The 15867-nt window shown below is 70.2% G+C and carries 16 protein-coding genes; all 16 read left to right on the forward strand.

Translation table 11 applies throughout. The features are described from left to right. Positions 1-32: 32 nt before the first annotated feature. The 16 genes from QM714_RS03105 to nusB all read left to right on the forward strand — a co-directional run bounded on the left by QM714_RS03105 (position 33) and on the right by nusB (position 15863). Positions 33-1244 (forward strand): sensor histidine kinase, encoded by a 1212-nt coding sequence (locus QM714_RS03105; protein ID WP_415097462.1) that lies wholly within the window; start codon positions 33-35, stop codon positions 1242-1244. Between the two features lies 1 nt (position 1245). Next, on the forward strand, positions 1246-1881 hold the full coding sequence (locus QM714_RS03110) for a response regulator (protein ID WP_415097464.1): 636 nt from the start codon (positions 1246-1248) through the stop codon (positions 1879-1881). A 33-nt stretch (positions 1882-1914) separates the two neighbouring features. Next, positions 1915-3060, forward strand: coding sequence for an acyl-CoA dehydrogenase family protein (locus tag QM714_RS03115; protein WP_415097466.1), 1146 nt, complete (start codon positions 1915-1917; stop codon positions 3058-3060). A gap of 49 nt (positions 3061-3109) precedes the next feature. Next, complete coding sequence (locus tag QM714_RS03120) at positions 3110-4462, forward strand: replication-associated recombination protein A (RefSeq protein WP_415097468.1); 1353 nt, start codon at positions 3110-3112, stop codon at positions 4460-4462. A 60-nt stretch (positions 4463-4522) separates the two neighbouring features. Then, entirely contained in the window at positions 4523-7201 is a 2679-nt protein-coding gene (gene alaS, locus QM714_RS03125) for an alanine--tRNA ligase (protein ID WP_415097470.1), read from the forward strand. A gap of 3 nt (positions 7202-7204) precedes the next feature. Further along, on the forward strand, positions 7205-7663 hold the full coding sequence (ruvX, locus tag QM714_RS03130; protein WP_415097473.1) for a Holliday junction resolvase RuvX: 459 nt from the start codon (positions 7205-7207) through the stop codon (positions 7661-7663). Continuing rightward, on the forward strand, positions 7660-8898 hold the full coding sequence (mltG, locus tag QM714_RS03135) for an endolytic transglycosylase MltG (protein WP_415097475.1): 1239 nt from the start codon (positions 7660-7662) through the stop codon (positions 8896-8898). Before ruvX ends, mltG begins: the two co-directional genes overlap by 4 nt. Continuing rightward, complete coding sequence (locus QM714_RS03140; protein WP_415097477.1) at positions 8892-9749, forward strand: shikimate dehydrogenase; 858 nt, start codon at positions 8892-8894, stop codon at positions 9747-9749. Before mltG ends, QM714_RS03140 begins: the two co-directional genes overlap by 7 nt. Before the next feature lie 16 nt (positions 9750-9765). Further along, positions 9766-10518 carry a prepilin peptidase gene (locus tag QM714_RS03145; RefSeq protein ID WP_415097479.1) on the forward strand — a complete coding sequence of 251 codons (753 nt, stop codon included), beginning with the start codon at positions 9766-9768 and terminating at the stop codon, positions 10516-10518. 34 nt (positions 10519-10552) lie between these two features. After that, positions 10553-11731 carry a chorismate synthase gene (gene aroC / locus QM714_RS03150; RefSeq protein WP_415097481.1) on the forward strand — a complete coding sequence of 393 codons (1179 nt, stop codon included), beginning with the start codon at positions 10553-10555 and terminating at the stop codon, positions 11729-11731. Further along, a complete protein-coding gene (locus QM714_RS03155) occupies positions 11728-12267 on the forward strand; it encodes a shikimate kinase (RefSeq protein WP_415097483.1) in 540 nt (179 codons plus the stop codon). The genes aroC and QM714_RS03155 overlap by 4 nt, the downstream gene beginning before the upstream one ends. Next, positions 12260-13378, forward strand: coding sequence for a 3-dehydroquinate synthase (aroB, locus tag QM714_RS03160; protein WP_415097485.1), 1119 nt, complete (start codon positions 12260-12262; stop codon positions 13376-13378). Before QM714_RS03155 ends, aroB begins: the two co-directional genes overlap by 8 nt. Beyond that, positions 13375-13821 carry a type II 3-dehydroquinate dehydratase gene (locus QM714_RS03165; RefSeq protein WP_415097487.1) on the forward strand — a complete coding sequence of 149 codons (447 nt, stop codon included), beginning with the start codon at positions 13375-13377 and terminating at the stop codon, positions 13819-13821. Before aroB ends, QM714_RS03165 begins: the two co-directional genes overlap by 4 nt. A gap of 66 nt (positions 13822-13887) precedes the next feature. Continuing rightward, positions 13888-14670 carry an SIMPL domain-containing protein gene (locus QM714_RS03170; protein WP_415097489.1) on the forward strand — a complete coding sequence of 261 codons (783 nt, stop codon included), beginning with the start codon at positions 13888-13890 and terminating at the stop codon, positions 14668-14670. Positions 14671-14814: 144 nt separating this feature from the next. After that, positions 14815-15378 carry an elongation factor P gene (efp, locus tag QM714_RS03175; RefSeq protein ID WP_415097491.1) on the forward strand — a complete coding sequence of 188 codons (564 nt, stop codon included), beginning with the start codon at positions 14815-14817 and terminating at the stop codon, positions 15376-15378. Then, entirely contained in the window at positions 15378-15863 is a 486-nt protein-coding gene (gene nusB / locus QM714_RS03180; protein ID WP_415097493.1) for a transcription antitermination factor NusB, read from the forward strand. The genes efp and nusB overlap by 1 nt, the downstream gene beginning before the upstream one ends. Positions 15864-15867 lie beyond the last annotated feature (4 nt).

Consider the following 15867-nt stretch of genomic DNA (forward strand, 5'->3'; position numbering starts at 1 on the left):
GGGCGACCCCAGCAAGACCTAGCCTGTGCTGGATGTGTGCGCAGCGGGACTCGGGGCGTTCGCCACTGGTCGGCGGCCTCGACGCTGCGTTCGGGTTCGCCATCGCGGCTGCACTGCTGCTCGGTGTCCTCCCCACGATCCGGTACGGCGATCACCTCGAGGCCCTGACCTGTCTGGTGTTGCTCGGCGCGGCCACGCTGCTCTGGCTGCGCCGCCGACAACAGCACCGGACGGGGTGGTGGACGGCGGGCTTCAGCGCGGTCGCGCTCGGTCTGACGCTGGTGCCAGACGTCGCGGCCGGCGTGGTGCTGATGGCCTTGCTGGGCGTGTTCGTCCTGGCCGTGGAGTGGGGGTTCACGTTCGCCGCCGCGGTCACCGGCCTCTACGCGGTCGCCATCGCGGTCGAGGTCGCGGTGCTCTACGACGGCGTAGCCGCCGACATCCTCTTCCAAGCCGGCGGCCTCGGGCTGCTCCTGATCCTCGCGGCTGTCGTCGGGCACTTGGTCCGCACGACGGATCGGGCGAGATCTGACACCGAAGAGGCGCGAGCCGAGCTCGCGGCGGCCAATGTCCAGTTGCGTCGAGCCCTGCTCGTCGAGGGTGAACTGGTGCTGGCCGAGGAGCGAGCGCGCTCGGCTCGTGATCTCCATGACGGTCTGGGACACAGCCTGACCCTGGCCTCGATGTCTCTCGAGCTGGCCCAGCGGCTCCGTGACCGTGACCCGGAGCGAGCGTGGGCCGAGGTGGCGGAGGCCGCGAGGATCAACGCTGAGGCGCTAGAACTCATGCGGCAGTGGGTGCGTGCGCTCGATCCGCCGGGCGAGGCTCACACGCTGGGAGGACGGGACGCCTTCGAGGCTATCGCCGGCTCCTTCCGAGGCACGGGTCTCGACGTCCGCGTGCGACATCGAGGCGAGCAGCACCTGCTTCCGATCGATGCCTCGCTCTTCGCGACCCGCTTCCTGCAGGAAGGCCTGACCAACGTGCTCCGGCATGCGGAGGCCACCGTCGTGGAGATCGACGTCCAGCAGAGCCCCCATCAGTTGCGGCTGGCGATCAGCGACGACGGCTGTGGCCTCGCCGAAGAGGATCTGAGCCGGATGCGCCGTGGAGACGGCTTCGGCCTTCGCTCGCTCCGAGAGCGAGCGGCACTGCTGGGCGGCACCGTCGGCACCGGCCGACCCTCCTCGGGCGGCTTCGAGCTCACCGCGGTCCTGCCGATGGCAACCGAGGGGGACGGCTGACGTGAGAGTGGTCGTCGTCGATGACCAGGAGCTGATCCGACGCGGCCTCCGGCTGCTCTTGGAGACCACGGAGGACGTGGAGGTGGTGGGCGAGGCCGCCGACGGCAAGGAGGCTCTGGCGGTGATCGGCAAGACCAACCCCGAGGTGGTGCTGACCGACGCCCAGATGCCCGGCATGGACGGGTTGGGCTTGCTCGGGGAGCTTGCTGGGCGGCCGGACGCGCCGCCGACGATCATCCTGACCACGTTCGACCAGGATCGGCTCGTTCGCAGCGCCCTGGAAGCGGGCGCGGCCGGGTTCATCCTCAAGGATGCCTCCATCGAGGAGCTGGTGGTCGCCATCAAGGCGGTCGCCGACGGCGGACTGGTCATCGACCCGCGGGTCGCCCGAGCCGCTGTCAGCCACGGCCGCGCGAACCAGCCCGATCCGGACACGAACTCACCGCTGGCCCTGCTCACTCCTGCCGAGCGCGCGGTCGCCATGCTGGTGGCGACCGGTGCTACCAACGCAGAGATCGCCGGGGAGCTGGTGCTGGTGGAGGGCACGGTCAAGAACCACGTGTCGAGTCTCCTGCGCAAACTGAACCAGCGCGATCGGACCGGGCTCGCGCTGCTGCTGAATCGATACCTGGGCTGACCACACGGGCACTCACACTGAGAGACTGCCCCGATGGACAGGGTGATCTTCGATGCCGACCACGATGCCTACCGCAGCAGCGTGCGAAGTTTCCTTGCTGCCGAGGTGACACCGTTCTATCCGGAGTGGGAGCGGGCGGGGATCGTGCCACGGGAGTTGTTCACCGCCGTGGCCGAGCTCGGTGGCTTCGCCGCGGTGCCGGAGGAGTACGGCGGTGCCGGCGTGCGGGACTTCCGCTACAACGCGGTGCTGAGCGAGGAGGCGGCGTACGCCGGTGTCGCGCCGGCCATCCTCGGCCCGACCCTGCAGGCCGACGTGTGCATGCCCTACCTGCTGGAGCTCACCACGGAGGAGCAGAAGCAGCGCTGGCTGCCCGGTGTCGCCTCGGGCGAGACCGTGGTGGCGATCGCGATGACCGAGCCGGGCGCCGGCTCGGACCTGGCGGGGATCCGCACCCGTGCCGTGCGGGACGGGGACCACTACGTGATCGACGGAGCGAAGACCTTCATCACCAACGGCATCAACGCCGACCTGGTGATCACCGCGGTCCGCACGGGTGACGACCCGCATCGTGGTCTGAGCCTCGTAGTCGTCGAGCGGGACACCCCTGGCTTCGAGCGCGGGAGGCACTTGGAGAAGGTCGGCATGCACGCGCAGGACACCGCCGAGCTCGCCTTCACCGGAGCTCGGGTGCCGGTAGCCAACCTGCTCGGCGAGGAGGGCCGGGGCTTCTTCGGGCTCACCAACAACCTGCCCCAGGAGCGCCTCTCCCTGGCGGTGGGCGCGGTGGCCGGCGCCGTCGCCGCGCTGCGCTGGACCACGGCGTACGTCCGCGAGCGGCGGGCCTTCGGCAAGACGATCGGCGAGTTCCAAGCGACCCGGTTCCGCCTGGCGGAGCTGGTGACCGAGGTCGAGATCACCCAGCTGTACGTCGACCGCTGCGTGGTCGAGCTCAACGCGGGACGGCTCAGCGCAACCGACGCCGCGAAGGCGAAGCTGTGGTCGACCGAGCTGCAGAGTCGGGTGATCGACGCCTGCGTCCAGCTGCACGGCGGCTACGGCTACATGCTGGAGTATCCGATCGCCCGTGCCTATGTCGACTCCCGCATCGCGCGGATCTATGGCGGCACGAGCGAGATCATGAAGGAGATCATCGGCCGCTCCCTCGAGCTGGGCTGAGCGCCCGGCTTCACGGGCCTTCTGGAGGACTCATCTAGGGTTGACGACCGTGGACGGACTGTTCGACCTGCCTGCGGAGGCACCCACCCGCGGCAGTGGCTCGCTGTCTGCCAACACCCATGCCTCGGCACCGTTGGCGGTCCGGATGCGACCACGCACGCTGGACGAGCTGGTCGGGCAGGAGCAGCTGCGAGCACCAGGCTCGCCGCTGCGACAGCTGGTCGAGGGTGACCAGTCGATGTCGCTGCTGTTGTGGGGACCGCCCGGCACCGGCAAGACCACCATCGCCGGCATCGTCAGCGGACAGACCAACCGGCGATTCGTCGAGGTCTCCGCGGTCGCGGCCGGCGTGAAGGAGGTGCGCGCCGCGATCGACTCAGCCCGGGCGGAGCTGGTGGCGACCGGTCGGGAGACCGTGCTCTTCGTCGACGAGGTGCACCGCTTCACCAAGGCCCAACAAGACGCGTTGCTGCCCGGGGTCGAGAACCGCTGGGTGACCCTGGTCGCCGCCACGACCGAGAACCCGTTCTTCTCCGTCATCTCACCGCTGTTGTCGCGCAGTCTGCTGCTGCGGCTGGAGTCGCTGAGCGACGACGACGTCAGGGCCGTGGTGGCGCAGGCCTTGACCGACGAGCGGGGACTCGCCGGTGAGGTGACCCTCGCCGAGGATGCTGCAGAGCATCTGGTCCGTCTGGCCGGCGGGGACGCCCGGCGAGCCCTGACCTACCTCGAGGCGGCCGCCGGCGCCGCCCGGAGCCAGGGCGCAGCCGAGATCGACCTGGCGACCGCCGAGACCGCCGCCGACCAGGCCGCGGTGCGCTACGACCGACAGGGCGACCAGCACTACGACGTGATCAGTGCGTTCATCAAGTCGGTGCGCGGCTCGGACGCGGACGCGGCCCTGCACTACCTCGCCCGGATGATCGAGGCGGGGGAGGACCCGCGGTTCATCGCCCGGCGGCTGGTCATCCTCGCCAGCGAGGACATCGGGCTCGCCGATCCCAGCGCACTCACCACGGCCGTGGCGGCGGCGCAGGCCGTGCAGCTGATCGGCATGCCCGAGGCCCGACTCAACCTCGCCCAGGCCACCATCGCGCTCGCCGTGGCACCGAAGTCCAACGCCGTCATCAAGGCGATCGAGGCCGCCTCGGCCGACGTCCGCGCGGGCAAGATCGGATCGGTGCCCGCTCATCTGCGCGACGCGCACTACTCCGGTGCCGAGAAGCTCGGCCACGGGGCGAGGTACAAATACAGCCACGACGAGCCCTTCGGGGTGGCCGAGCAGCAGTATCTGCCCGATGTCGTCGCGGACGCGGCCTACTACCAACCGACGTCTCTGGGCGCCGAGGCCGGCGTCAAGGAGCGCTGGGAGAGGATTAGGCGCTTGATCCGGGGACGGTAGGGTGCCCCGTGATGTCGCCAGGCAATGGCACCACCCACTGACACCGAAAGGCACCAGTTGATGGACACCGCGGAGATCCGCCGGCGGTTCGTGGCCCACTTCGAGGCCAACGACCACACGGTGGTGCCGTCGGCATCGCTGCTGCTCGACGATCCCACCCTGCTGTTCGTCAACGCGGGCATGGTGCCGTTCAAGCCCTACTTCCTCGGTCAGGAGCGGCCCCCGTTCCGTCGTGCGGCGAGTGTGCAGAAGTGCGTGCGCACGCTAGACATCGAGGAGGTCGGCAAGACCACCCGGCACGGCACCTTCTTCCAGATGTGCGGCAACTTCTCCTTCGGCGACTACTTCAAGCAGGGCGCCATCCGGCTGGCCTGGGAGCTGGTGACCACGAGCCAGGCGGACGGTGGCTACGGCTTCGACCCCGACCGGATCTGGGTCACGGTGCTGGACGGCGACGACGAGGCGCTCGAGTTGTGGCACACCGAGGCCGGCCTGCCGCTGGAGCGGATCCAGCGACGGGGACTGCTGGACAACTACTGGCATATGGGGGTGCCGGGCCCGGGCGGTCCGTGCAGCGAGATCTACTTCGACCGGGGTCCCGAGCACGGCCCCGACGGCGGCCCGATCGTCGACGAGGACCGCTTCTTGGAGATCTGGAACCTCGTCTTCATGCAGGAGTCCTTGTCGGAGATCCGCAAGAAGGACGACTTCGACATCTCCGGTCCGCTGCCGTCGAAGAACATCGACACCGGTCTCGGCCTGGAGCGGGTGGCCTACCTGCTCCAGGGCAAGGACAACATGTACGAGATCGACGAGATGTTCCCCGTCATCGAGCGGGCCGAGGAGCTCACCGGGCGGCGGTACGGCGCCTCACCGGCCGACGACGTCCGCTTCCGGGTCGTCGCCGACCACGTCCGCAGTGCGCTGATGCTGATCGGCGACGGCGTCACCCCGGGCAACGAGGCTCGCGGCTACGTGCTGCGCCGCCTGCTCCGACGGGCGGTGCGGTCGATGCGGCTGCTCGGGACCGAGGACCGGGTGCTGCCCGAGCTGATGCCGGTCAGCCGGGACAAGATGAAGCTCGGCTACCCCGAGGTCGAACGCGACTGGCCACGGATCTCCGCGGTCGCCTACGCCGAGGAGGACGCCTTCCGGCAGACGCTCCGGGCCGGCACCCAGATCTTCGACCTGGCGACCACCGAGGTGAAGGGCAGTGGTGGCACCCAGCTGTCCGGGGACCGGGCGTTCGCCCTGCACGACACCTACGGCTTCCCGATCGACCTCACCTTGGAGATGGCCGCCGAGCAGGGGCTGACCGTCGACGAGGCCGGCTTCCGCCGGCTGATGACCGAGCAGCGTGAGCGGGCGAAGGCCGACGCGAAGGCCAAGAAGGGCGCCCACCGCGACGCGACGGCCTACCGTGACATCGCCGACGCCATCGGCCATCCGGTCGAGTTCACCGGCTACGAAGAGGTCGTCTCGGAAGGAACCGTGCGCGGCATTGTCGCGGACGGCGGCGTGGTCGATGCCGCCCACGAGGGCGACGAGATCGAGCTGGTCTTGGACCGCACCCCGTTCTACGCCGAGGGCGGCGGTCAGCTGGCGGATCACGGCATCATCGAGCTCGACAACGGAGCTCGCCTCGAGGTGCGTGATGTGCAGTCACCGGTCACCGGCCTGATCGTGCACCGGGCCGTCGTGGTCGCCGGTGAGGTCGGCCTGGGAGGCGGCGCGCAGGCGTTGGTCGACCTCGGTCGGCGCCGCGCGATCTCGCGCTCACACACCGCCACGCATATGGTGCACAAGGCCTTCCGCGAGGCGCTCGGCGAGACGGCCACCCAAGCCGGCTCGGAGAACGCGCCCGGCCGGTTCCGCTTCGACTTCTCCGCGACCGGCTCCGTCCCGCACTCGGTGATGGCCGACGTCGAGGCTCGCGTCAACGAGGTCGTCCTCGACGACCTCGTCGTGCATGCGGAGCTGATGAGCCAGGCCGAGGCGGTGAAGTCCGGTGCGATGGCCCTGTTCGGTGAGAAGTACGGCGACGTGGTCCGGGTGATCTCCGTGGGCGACTGGGCCCGCGAGCTCTGTGGCGGCACCCACGCCGGTCGCTCCGGTCAGCTCGGTGTGATCAAGCTGTTGGGGGAGTCCTCGATCGGGTCGGGTGTGCGCCGAGTCGAGGCGCTGGTCGGCACCGACGCCTACCAGTTCCTCGCCCGCGAGCACCTCTTGGTCGCCCAGCTCTCCGAGACGCTCAAGGCCCGCCCCGAGGAGCTGCCCGAGCGGGTCAGCGACCTCGTCGAGCGACTCCGCGCGGCGGAGAAGGAGATCGAGAAGGTGCGGCTCGGTCAGTTGCTTGCCGCCGGCGCGGATCTGGCCACCGGGGCGCTCGATGTCTCGGGTGTCGCCGTGGTGGCCGAGCGGGTCGACGGCGCCGGCGGAGGTGATGTCCGCACGCTGGCTCTCGACGTCCGGGGTCGACTCCCACAGGGTCGACCGGGTGCGGTCGTGCTCCTCGGCAGCGTCGATGGCAAGGTCTCGGTGGTCGCGGCCGTCAACGACGAAGGACGCGCCGTCGGCGTCTCGGCCAACGAGTTGGTCCGCGCCGTCGGACCACTGATCGGAGGGAAGGGCGGTGGCAAGGACGACGTCGCCCAGGGCGGCGGCAGCGACGCCACCCACCTCGACGAGGCAGTCGCCCTGATCCCGACCGAGGTCGCTCGCATGGCAGGGCGGAGCTGACCGATGCGACCTGGAGTGCGCCTCGGCCTCGACCCGGGGGACGCTCGGATCGGCGTCGCGCGAAGCGACCCGTCCGGCTTCCTCGCGACACCGGTCGAGACCGTGCGGCGCGGTCGGGGCGATCTCGGCCGCCTGCGCACCCTGGTCCGCGACGCGGAGGCGGTGGAGGTCGTCGTCGGGCTACCGCGCTCACTGTCGGGCAGCGAGGGCCCCGCGGCTCGGAAGACCCGGGAGTTCGCCACGCGGCTGGCCCGGACCTGCGCTCCGGTGCCGGTGCGGCTGTGCGACGAGCGACTGACCACCGTCTCGGCCGAGGCGATGCTCCGTGATCGCGGACGCAAGGGGCAGGACCGACGCAGCGTGGTCGACCAGGCCGCCGCCGTGCTGATCCTGCAGCACGCACTGGACACCGAGCGAGCTACGGGTACGCCGCCAGGAGAGATCGTCGAGGTTGAACGATGACGGACTACCAGCCGGACGGATTCGGACCGGACGGGTATCGGTCGGGGGCCGGGGATCCCGAAAGCTACGACCCTCGACACACCCAGCCGGTCTACACCGAAGCTCCGGAGGGCTACCAGGAGCCGGCGGAGTACCAGCCCGGCGGCCGACGGAAGAAGAGCTCGCGGATGGGCTGCCTGCCCGCCCTGATCGGGCTGCTGGTGGTCGCACTGGTGGTCGCCTTCGCCGTCTGGAAGGGCGTCACGCTGGTCAAGGACCGGCTCGGCGGCCCAGAGGACTATGCCGGCAAGGGACACGGCTCGGTGATGTTCGAGGTGCACAAGGGCGACACGTCCGCCGACATCGGCCGCGGCCTGAAGTCCGCCGGAGTGGTGAAGTCCGTCGACGCGTTCTTGGCGGCGGCGGAGTCCGATCCACGCTCGACGGGGATCCAGGTCGGCAGCTACGAGATGAAGGAGGAGATGTCGGGAGAGGCGGCGCTCGCGATCCTGGTCAACCCGGACAACCTGATCAAGAATCGGGTGACTATCCCGGAGGGGCTCCGGGTCTCTGACACCGTCGACCTGCTCGTCGACAAGACCGGCATCCCTCGACAGGAGTTCGAGACCTGGCTGGACAAGGCCGACCAACTGGGTCTGCCCGACTTCGCCGACGGCAACCCGGAGGGCTACCTGTTCCCCGCGACCTACGACCTGGGCGCGCATCCGACCGCCAAGGGCATCTTGAGCGCCATGATCAAGCGGTGGCACCAGTCCGCCGAGGCGGCGAATCTCGAGGAGGCGTCCCAGCGGCTCGGCTACACGCCGGCAGAGCTGATGGTGGTGGCCAGCCTGGTGCAGTCGGAGGCTCGTGGTGACGACATGCCCAAGGTGGCCCGGGTGATCTACAACCGGCTCGAGAACCCCGGCACGGCAGGCACCAACGGTCGGCTGCAGATCGATGCGACGGTGAACTTCGCGTTGGACCGCAAGCTCGGGGTCGCGTTGACCGAGGAGGATCTGCAGGTCGACTCGCCGTACAACACCTACCTGCACGAGGGGCTCCCGCCCGGGCCGATCGAGAATCCCGGTGACGCCGCGATCCAGGCGGCCACCCATCCGGCGGACGGCGACTGGTACTACTACGTCACGGTCAACCTGCGCACCGGCGAGACGAAGTTCGCCGAGACCTACGACGAGTTCTTGGAGTACAAGGCGGAGTTCAAGGAGTACTGCGAGACCTCCGACGCATGTTGACCCCGGCTGGCGATGCGGCAATGCGCTGTGCGGTGCTCGGGGATCCCGTCGAGCACTCGCTGTCGCCGGTTCTGCACCGGGCCGGCTACGCCGCGCTCGGGCTGACCGGCTGGGAGTACGACGCCGTCCGGGTGCCGGCCGGCGGCCTGAGCGACTTCCTGGCCGGGCTCGACGGCACCTGGCGCGGTCTGTCGCTGACGATGCCGCTGAAGCGGGAGGCGATGGCGGTGGTGGACCGCGTCTCACCGCGCGCCGAGCAGGCCGGGGCGGCGAACACACTGCTGTTCGAGCGATCCGCGGGCACCGGCCCGGACGGTCTCCTGGTGCGCGGCGACAACACCGACATCCCGGGCGCCGTCGCTGCGATCCGCGAGCGGTTCGCCGGGTCCCTCGGACGGGTCGTCATCTGGGGTGGCGGCGCGACAGCGGGCTCCGCCTTGCTGGCGGTCGCCGAACTGGGCTGCCGCTCGGTGGAGCTCCTGGTTCGCGACCCGGCGCGGGCCGCGGACACGGTGGCCGCCGCAGGACGGTTCCCCGAGGCGCTCGACGTCCGGGTGGGTCGGCTAGGTGACGCGGTCCGGGCCGACCTGCTGGTCTCGACGATCCCCGCGCTCGCCCAACGGCCCCTGCTGTCCTCCGTGGATCGCCCGGGCGCCGTCTTCGAGGTGCTCTACGACCCGTGGCCGACGGCGCTGGCGGAGTGGGCTTCGGCTGCGGGGCTGCCGTTGGTGTCGGGGCTGGACCTGCTGGTCCACCAGGCCGCGGTCCAGTTCGAGCTGTTCACCGGATCGGCTGCGCCCCTGGCCGCGATGCGGGATGCTGGCGAGGCCGCGCTGCGAGCGCGTGGCTGACCGGGAGGGCTGAGCGGTGGCGAGCGGGTTCGTGGCGCTGATCTGTGCCGTGATCGGGGGGCTCGGAGGGCTCCTGGTGCCGCTCCTGATCGGTCGGCTGCCCGAGCCCGACCCCGGGCGAGAGAACCTGGACGACATCAAGGTGTTGGCCCACGATGACGCTGACGAGCCGGCGAAGGAGCTCTACGCCGACATTGCCGCCCGCTCGGGTCTTGGTTGGCAGTCTGCGCTGATCGGTGCGGCCGTCGGTGGCCTCGTCGGGTGGTCACAGGGGGCGTCTTGGGCGCTGGTCCTGCTGGTGCCCGCTGTGCCGCTGTTGACCGCGCTGTCGGTCATCGACCTGCGGACCCGTCTGCTTCCGGTGCGGCTGATCTGGCCGACCTACGCCGTCGTCGTCGCCGGCATCCTGATCGCGGCGGTGGCCACCGGCGACGGCGCCGCGGTGATGCGTGCGGCGATCTCGGCCCTGGTCTGCTTCGTCCTCTACTTCGTGCTGTGGTTCATCTACCCCCGCGGGATGGGATTCGGGGATGTCCGGTTGAGCGGGGTCCTCGGACTGATGCTGGGCTACCTCGGCATCGGCGCCCTGGTGGTGGGCATCTACGCCGGCTTCCTGGTCTTCGGGTTGCCCGGCCTGGTGGTCGCGATCGCCCGCTGGGACCGCAAGCTGCTCAAGGTCGCCTATCCCTACGGCCCGGCAATGATCGTCGGCGCTCTGGTCGGCGTGCTGTGGGGCCAGCCGATCTGGACGGCGCTCGTCTCCCGGTGATGCCGCCCGGCGGGAGCGTGAAAGACTTGGCCCCATGCTGCGCTGGCTCACCGCGGGAGAGTCCCACGGACCGTCTCTGGTCGCGATCCTCGAGGGGTTGCCGGCCCACGTCCAGGTGACCTCGACCGACATCGCCGACGCGTTGGCGCGCCGACGGCTCGGCTACGGCCGAGGCGCGCGGATGAAGTTCGAGGCCGACGAGGTGCGGCTGGTCGGCGGTGTCCGGCACGGGCAGACCCAGGGGGGCCCGGTCGCGATCGAGGTCGGCAACACCGAGTGGCCCAAGTGGGAGAAGGTGATGTCGGCCGACCCCGTCGACCCGGTCGAGCTCGAAGCGCTGGCCCGCAACGCGCCACTCACGCGGCCCCGCCCCGGCCACGCCGACCTGGTCGGAATGCAGAAGTACGACTTCCCCGAGGCACGGCCGATCCTCGAGCGGGCCTCCGCCCGGGAGACCGCCGCTCGGGTCGCGCTCGGTCGGGTGGCGATGCAGTTCCTGGAGCAGTCGGTCGGGGCACGCATCGTCTCCCACGTGGTGCGGATCGGATCGGCGGCGGCGCCCGCGGGCGTCGTACCCGTGCCGGAGGACCAGGAGCGCCTGGACGCCCACCCGGTGCGCTGTCTCGACCAGGAGGCCGGCGCGGCGATGGTCGCCGCCATCGACCAGGCGCACTCCGACGGCGACACCCTCGGCGGTGTGGTCGAGGTGCTGGCCTATGATCTGCCGCCGGGGCTCGGCTCGCACGTGCACTGGGACCGACGGCTCGACTCCCGGCTGGCCGGGGCGCTGATGGGGATCCAGGCGATCAAGGGCGTCGAGGTGGGCGACGGCTTCGACCTCGCGGCCACCCCCGGCTCACAAGCCCACGACGAGATCGTGCCCGGTGAGGACGGTCTGCGTCGGACCTCCGGGCGCGCCGGTGGCACCGAGGGCGGCATGAGCACCGGTGAGGTGCTGCGGGTGCGCGCCGCGATGAAGCCCATCGCCACCGTGCCTCGCGCCCTGCGGACCGTCGACGTCAGCACGGGTGAAGAGACGGTGGCACACCACCAGCGCTCGGACGTCTGCGCCGTTCCCGCGTCCGGCATCGTCGCCGAGGCGATGGTGGCGCTGGTGCTCGCCGATGCCGTGCTGGAGAAGTTCGGAGGCGACTCGGTCCGAGAGACGCGGCGCAACGCGGAGAGCTATCTGGACACGTTGAGGTTCCGGTGAGCGCGGCGCCTACCCGACCGCGCGTGGTGCTGATCGGGCCGATGGGCGCCGGGAAGACCACTGTCGGTCACCTGATCGCCGAGGCGTGGGGTCTGCCCCTGCGCGACACCGACGCCGACGTCGTCACCCGCGAGGGTCGGTCGGTGGCCGACATCTTCGTCGACTCCGGCGAGGAGCACTTCCGGGAGCTGGAGGCGACCGCTGTCGCCGCCGCGTTGGCGCAGCACACCGGCGTCCTCTCCCTCGGCGGTGGCGCGGTGCTGGACGACCGCACCCGGAAGCTGCTGGCCGATCAGAGCGTGGTGTTCTTGCGGGTTGGCCTGGCCGACGCAGTCCAGCGAGTCGGCCTCGGCACCGGTCGGCCGCTCCTGCTCGGCAACGTCCGAGCCCGGGTGAAGGCACTGCTGGACGAGCGGACGCCGATCTACGAGTCCGTCGCCACGGTCGTGGTCGACACCGACGGCCGCACGCCGCAGGAGGTCGCCGACGAGATCCTCGCCGCATTGGCCGACCCGAACGGTGCCGACGATGGCTGAGCCGGTGATGAATGAGCCGACGGTGCTGCCGGTGCGTGGCGCGGCCCCGTACGACGTCGTGGTCGGCAGCGGCTTGGCCGACCGTCTGCCAGGGCTGCTCGGGCCAGGCGTGCAACGGGTCGCGCTGATCCATGCGCTGGAGCTCGACGACTTGGCCGAGGGCGTCCGGGTGGTCCTGCGAGACCACTACGAGGTGCTCGCGCTCGGCCTGCCGCCCGGCGAAGAGGCGAAGACGGCCGCGGTGGCCGCCGAGTGCTGGGAGTCGCTGGGTCGGGCCGGCTTCACCCGCTCCGACGCCGTGGTCACCTTCGGCGGAGGGGCGACCACCGACCTCGGTGGCTTCGTGGCAGCGACCTGGCTGCGAGGCGTGCGGGTGATCCATATGCCCACGACGTTGCTGGCGATGGTCGACGCGGCGGTCGGTGGGAAGACCGGCATCAACACCGGCGCCGGGAAGAACCTGGTCGGCTCCTTCTACGAGCCCGCCGGAGTGCTCTGCGACCTGGCTCTGCTGCGCACCCTGCCGCGCGAGGAGCTGGTGGCGGGCCTCGGCGAGGTGGTCAAGTGCGGCTTCATCGCCGATCCGACGATCCTGGACCTGGTCGAGTCGACCGATCCGGAGAGTCTGGATGCCGACTCACCCGTGCTGCGTGAGCTGGTCGAGCGTGCGATCGCGGTGAAGATCGACGTGGTCGTCGCCGACCTCAAGGAGACCGGCGGCACCGACGGGCACCCGGGGCGCGAAGTGCTCAACTACGGACACACCCTCGCCCATGCCATCGAGCGTGCCGAGGACTACACGATCCGGCACGGCGAGGCAGTGGCGATCGGCTGTGTCTACGCCGCCGAGCTCGCGGGCCGGGTGGGGTCCCTGCCGCCGGAGGTCGTGGCTCGGCACCGGTCGGCGTTTGCGCGCGTCGGCCTGCCGACGTCGTACTCTGCCGTGCCCTTCGTCGAACTGCGAGAGACCATGGCGATCGACAAGAAGGCGCGCGGCTCCACGGCGCGGTTCCTGGTGCTCGACGACGTCGCGCGTCCACGGGTGCTCACCGCCCCCCCCGAGGAGGCACTGATCGCGGCCTTCGACGCGATCGCGGAGGTGGGCTCGTGACCGAGGTCGAGGCCACGCCCGTGCTGGTCCTCAACGGTCCCAACCTGGGCCGGCTGGGGCGTCGCCAGCCGGAGATCTACGGCCACACCACCCACGCCGCGCTGGCCGATCTGTGTGTCTCCTGGGGTCGGGAGCTCGGGTTGGCCGTCGAGGTGCGGCAGACCAACCACGAGGGTGAGCTGCTCGACTGGCTCAACGCGGCCGCCGACGACGAGACGCCGGTCGTGCTCAACGCCGCCGCGTGGACGCACTACTCCTGGGCGATCTTCGACGCCTGCGCCCAGCTCACCGCTCCCCTCGTCGAAGTGCACATCTCCGATCCACGCCAACGCCCCGAGGTCTTCCGGCACACATCGGTAGTGGAGCCCTACGCGCTCGCCACCATCGCCGGCCAGGGCATCGACGGCTACCGCCAGGCCCTCGAGCTCCTCGCCACTCTCTAGGACGGGAGGGAACCGGGTCGCATCGCCGGCCGTCCCACCCTCGGACGAGTTGAGAGGGGTAGTGCGATGGATCGACCGGTGACGGTGCGGATGAGCAGTCTCCTGCTGGCGGTCGTGGTGGCGCTCGCGCTTGCGGTCGCCTATCTGATCGGCGCGGTCAACGGAGGCGGAAGTGGTGCGGCGAATGCGGCTGAGCCTGACGCGACCCCCGAAGGCGGCTCGGGGATGGTCCGGATGGTGGGGCGCGGAGAGGTCAGTGCGGTGCCTGACATGCTGACGTTCAGCCTCTCGGTGACGGTGAAGCGCACCGATCTCGATTCGGCCTTGGCGGACTCCAGCGCCACCATGAAGCGGGTGCTCGACAAGCTCGCGGACTATGGCGTGGAGAAGGGTGATGTGCAGACGACCGGACTGTCGATGGATCCGGAGTACGCCTATCACGAGAGCAGTCCGCCCACCCTCACCGGCTATCGGGTGACCCAGCGGGCGCGGGTCGAGGTGCGCACTTTGTCGAAGGCTGGCGCTGCGATCACCGCCGCCGTCGATGCCGGCGGCAACGACGTCCGGGTGCGAGGCATCCGCCTCCAGGTGTCCGACCCCGAGAAGGCCCTCGCCGAGGCGCGAGACGCGGCGATCGACCAGGCGAAGACGAAGGCAGAGCAGTACGCCGGTGCGGCCGGCCAGGAGCTGGGCACGGTGCAGAAGATCCGCGAACTATCGGTGTCCGCGCCCGTGTCTCGCGATCTCTCCTATCGCACGGCCGCCGATTCCGCCGGCATGAAGGTGCCGATCCGGGCCGGTGAGAGTGACCTCTCCGTCCGGGTCGAGGTGATCTGGTCGCTCGGCTGACCACCGGCCGGACGCGGGTGGGAACTGGGATCCGGAGGGCGTGGGCGATAGAATCGGCCGACCGCGGGGCGGCGTACGACTTCCGTCGGCGGACGATCCCCTCGACGGACCCATTCTTCGACGACGTAAGGCTGACACGCGCGCATGGCAACAACCAACGACCTCAAGAACGGCATGGTGCTCAAGCTGGACGGCCAGCTCTGGCAGGTCATCTGGTTCCAGCACCACAAGCCCGGCAAGGGTGGCGCGGTTGTCCGCACCAAGCTGAAGTCGGTCGAGTCCGGCAAGACTGTGGACCGGACCTTCAACGCCGACGTCAAGGTCGAGGTGGCCAACGTCGACAAGCGGACGATGCAGTACCTCTACCACGACGGCTCGTCCTACGTCTTCATGGACACCGGCACCTACGACCAGCTCGAGATCGCCGACGACATCGTCGGGGATGCCAGCAACTTCCTGCTGGAGAACCAGGAAGCCATCGTGGCCACCAACGAGGGCCGAGTGCTCTACATCGAGTTGCCCGCGTCGGTGGAGCTGGAGATCACCTACACCGAGCCTGGGCTGCAGGGCGACCGCTCCACTGGCGGCACCAAGCCCGCCACCGTGGAGACCGGTCACACCATCGCGGTCCCCCTGTTCATCACGACCGGCGAGAAGGTCAAGGTCGACACCCGCGACTCCTCCTATCTCGGTCGCGTCAGCAGCTGATGGCGGCGCGCTCCAAGGCACGCAAGCGCGCCCTCGACCTGCTCTACGCCTGTGAACTGCGGGGGGACGACCCGGTGGCGACGCTGGAGCAGCGGATCGCCGAGGGCGAGGGACCGACCAACGACTACACCGCCCTCCTGGTCCGCGGGGTCGCTGCGCACCAGGGCCGGATCGACGAGTTGCTGCGCGCCTACTCCGAGGGCTGGGTGCTGGAGCGGATGCCGGCCATCGACCGCACCGCGCTGCGGATCGGCGGCTACGAGCTGCTCTGGGAGGACGACGTGCCCGACCCGGTGGCCGTCTCCGAGGCGATCGCGCTGGTGCGCGAGCTGTCCACCGACGACTCGCCGGGCTTCGTCAACGGCATCCTCGGGGCGCTGCTGCGCGACAAGGACCTGCTCGACCTCGACGAGCCCGAGGCGCTCGACGAGGCCGTGGTGGGTGAGGCGGCCGCGGAGGACGCCGTAGAGGCTCCGGCCCCCTAGGAGG

This window comes from Nocardioides sp. (assembly GCF_047602075.1).
Classification (GTDB): domain Bacteria; phylum Actinomycetota; class Actinomycetes; order Propionibacteriales; family Nocardioidaceae; genus Nocardioides.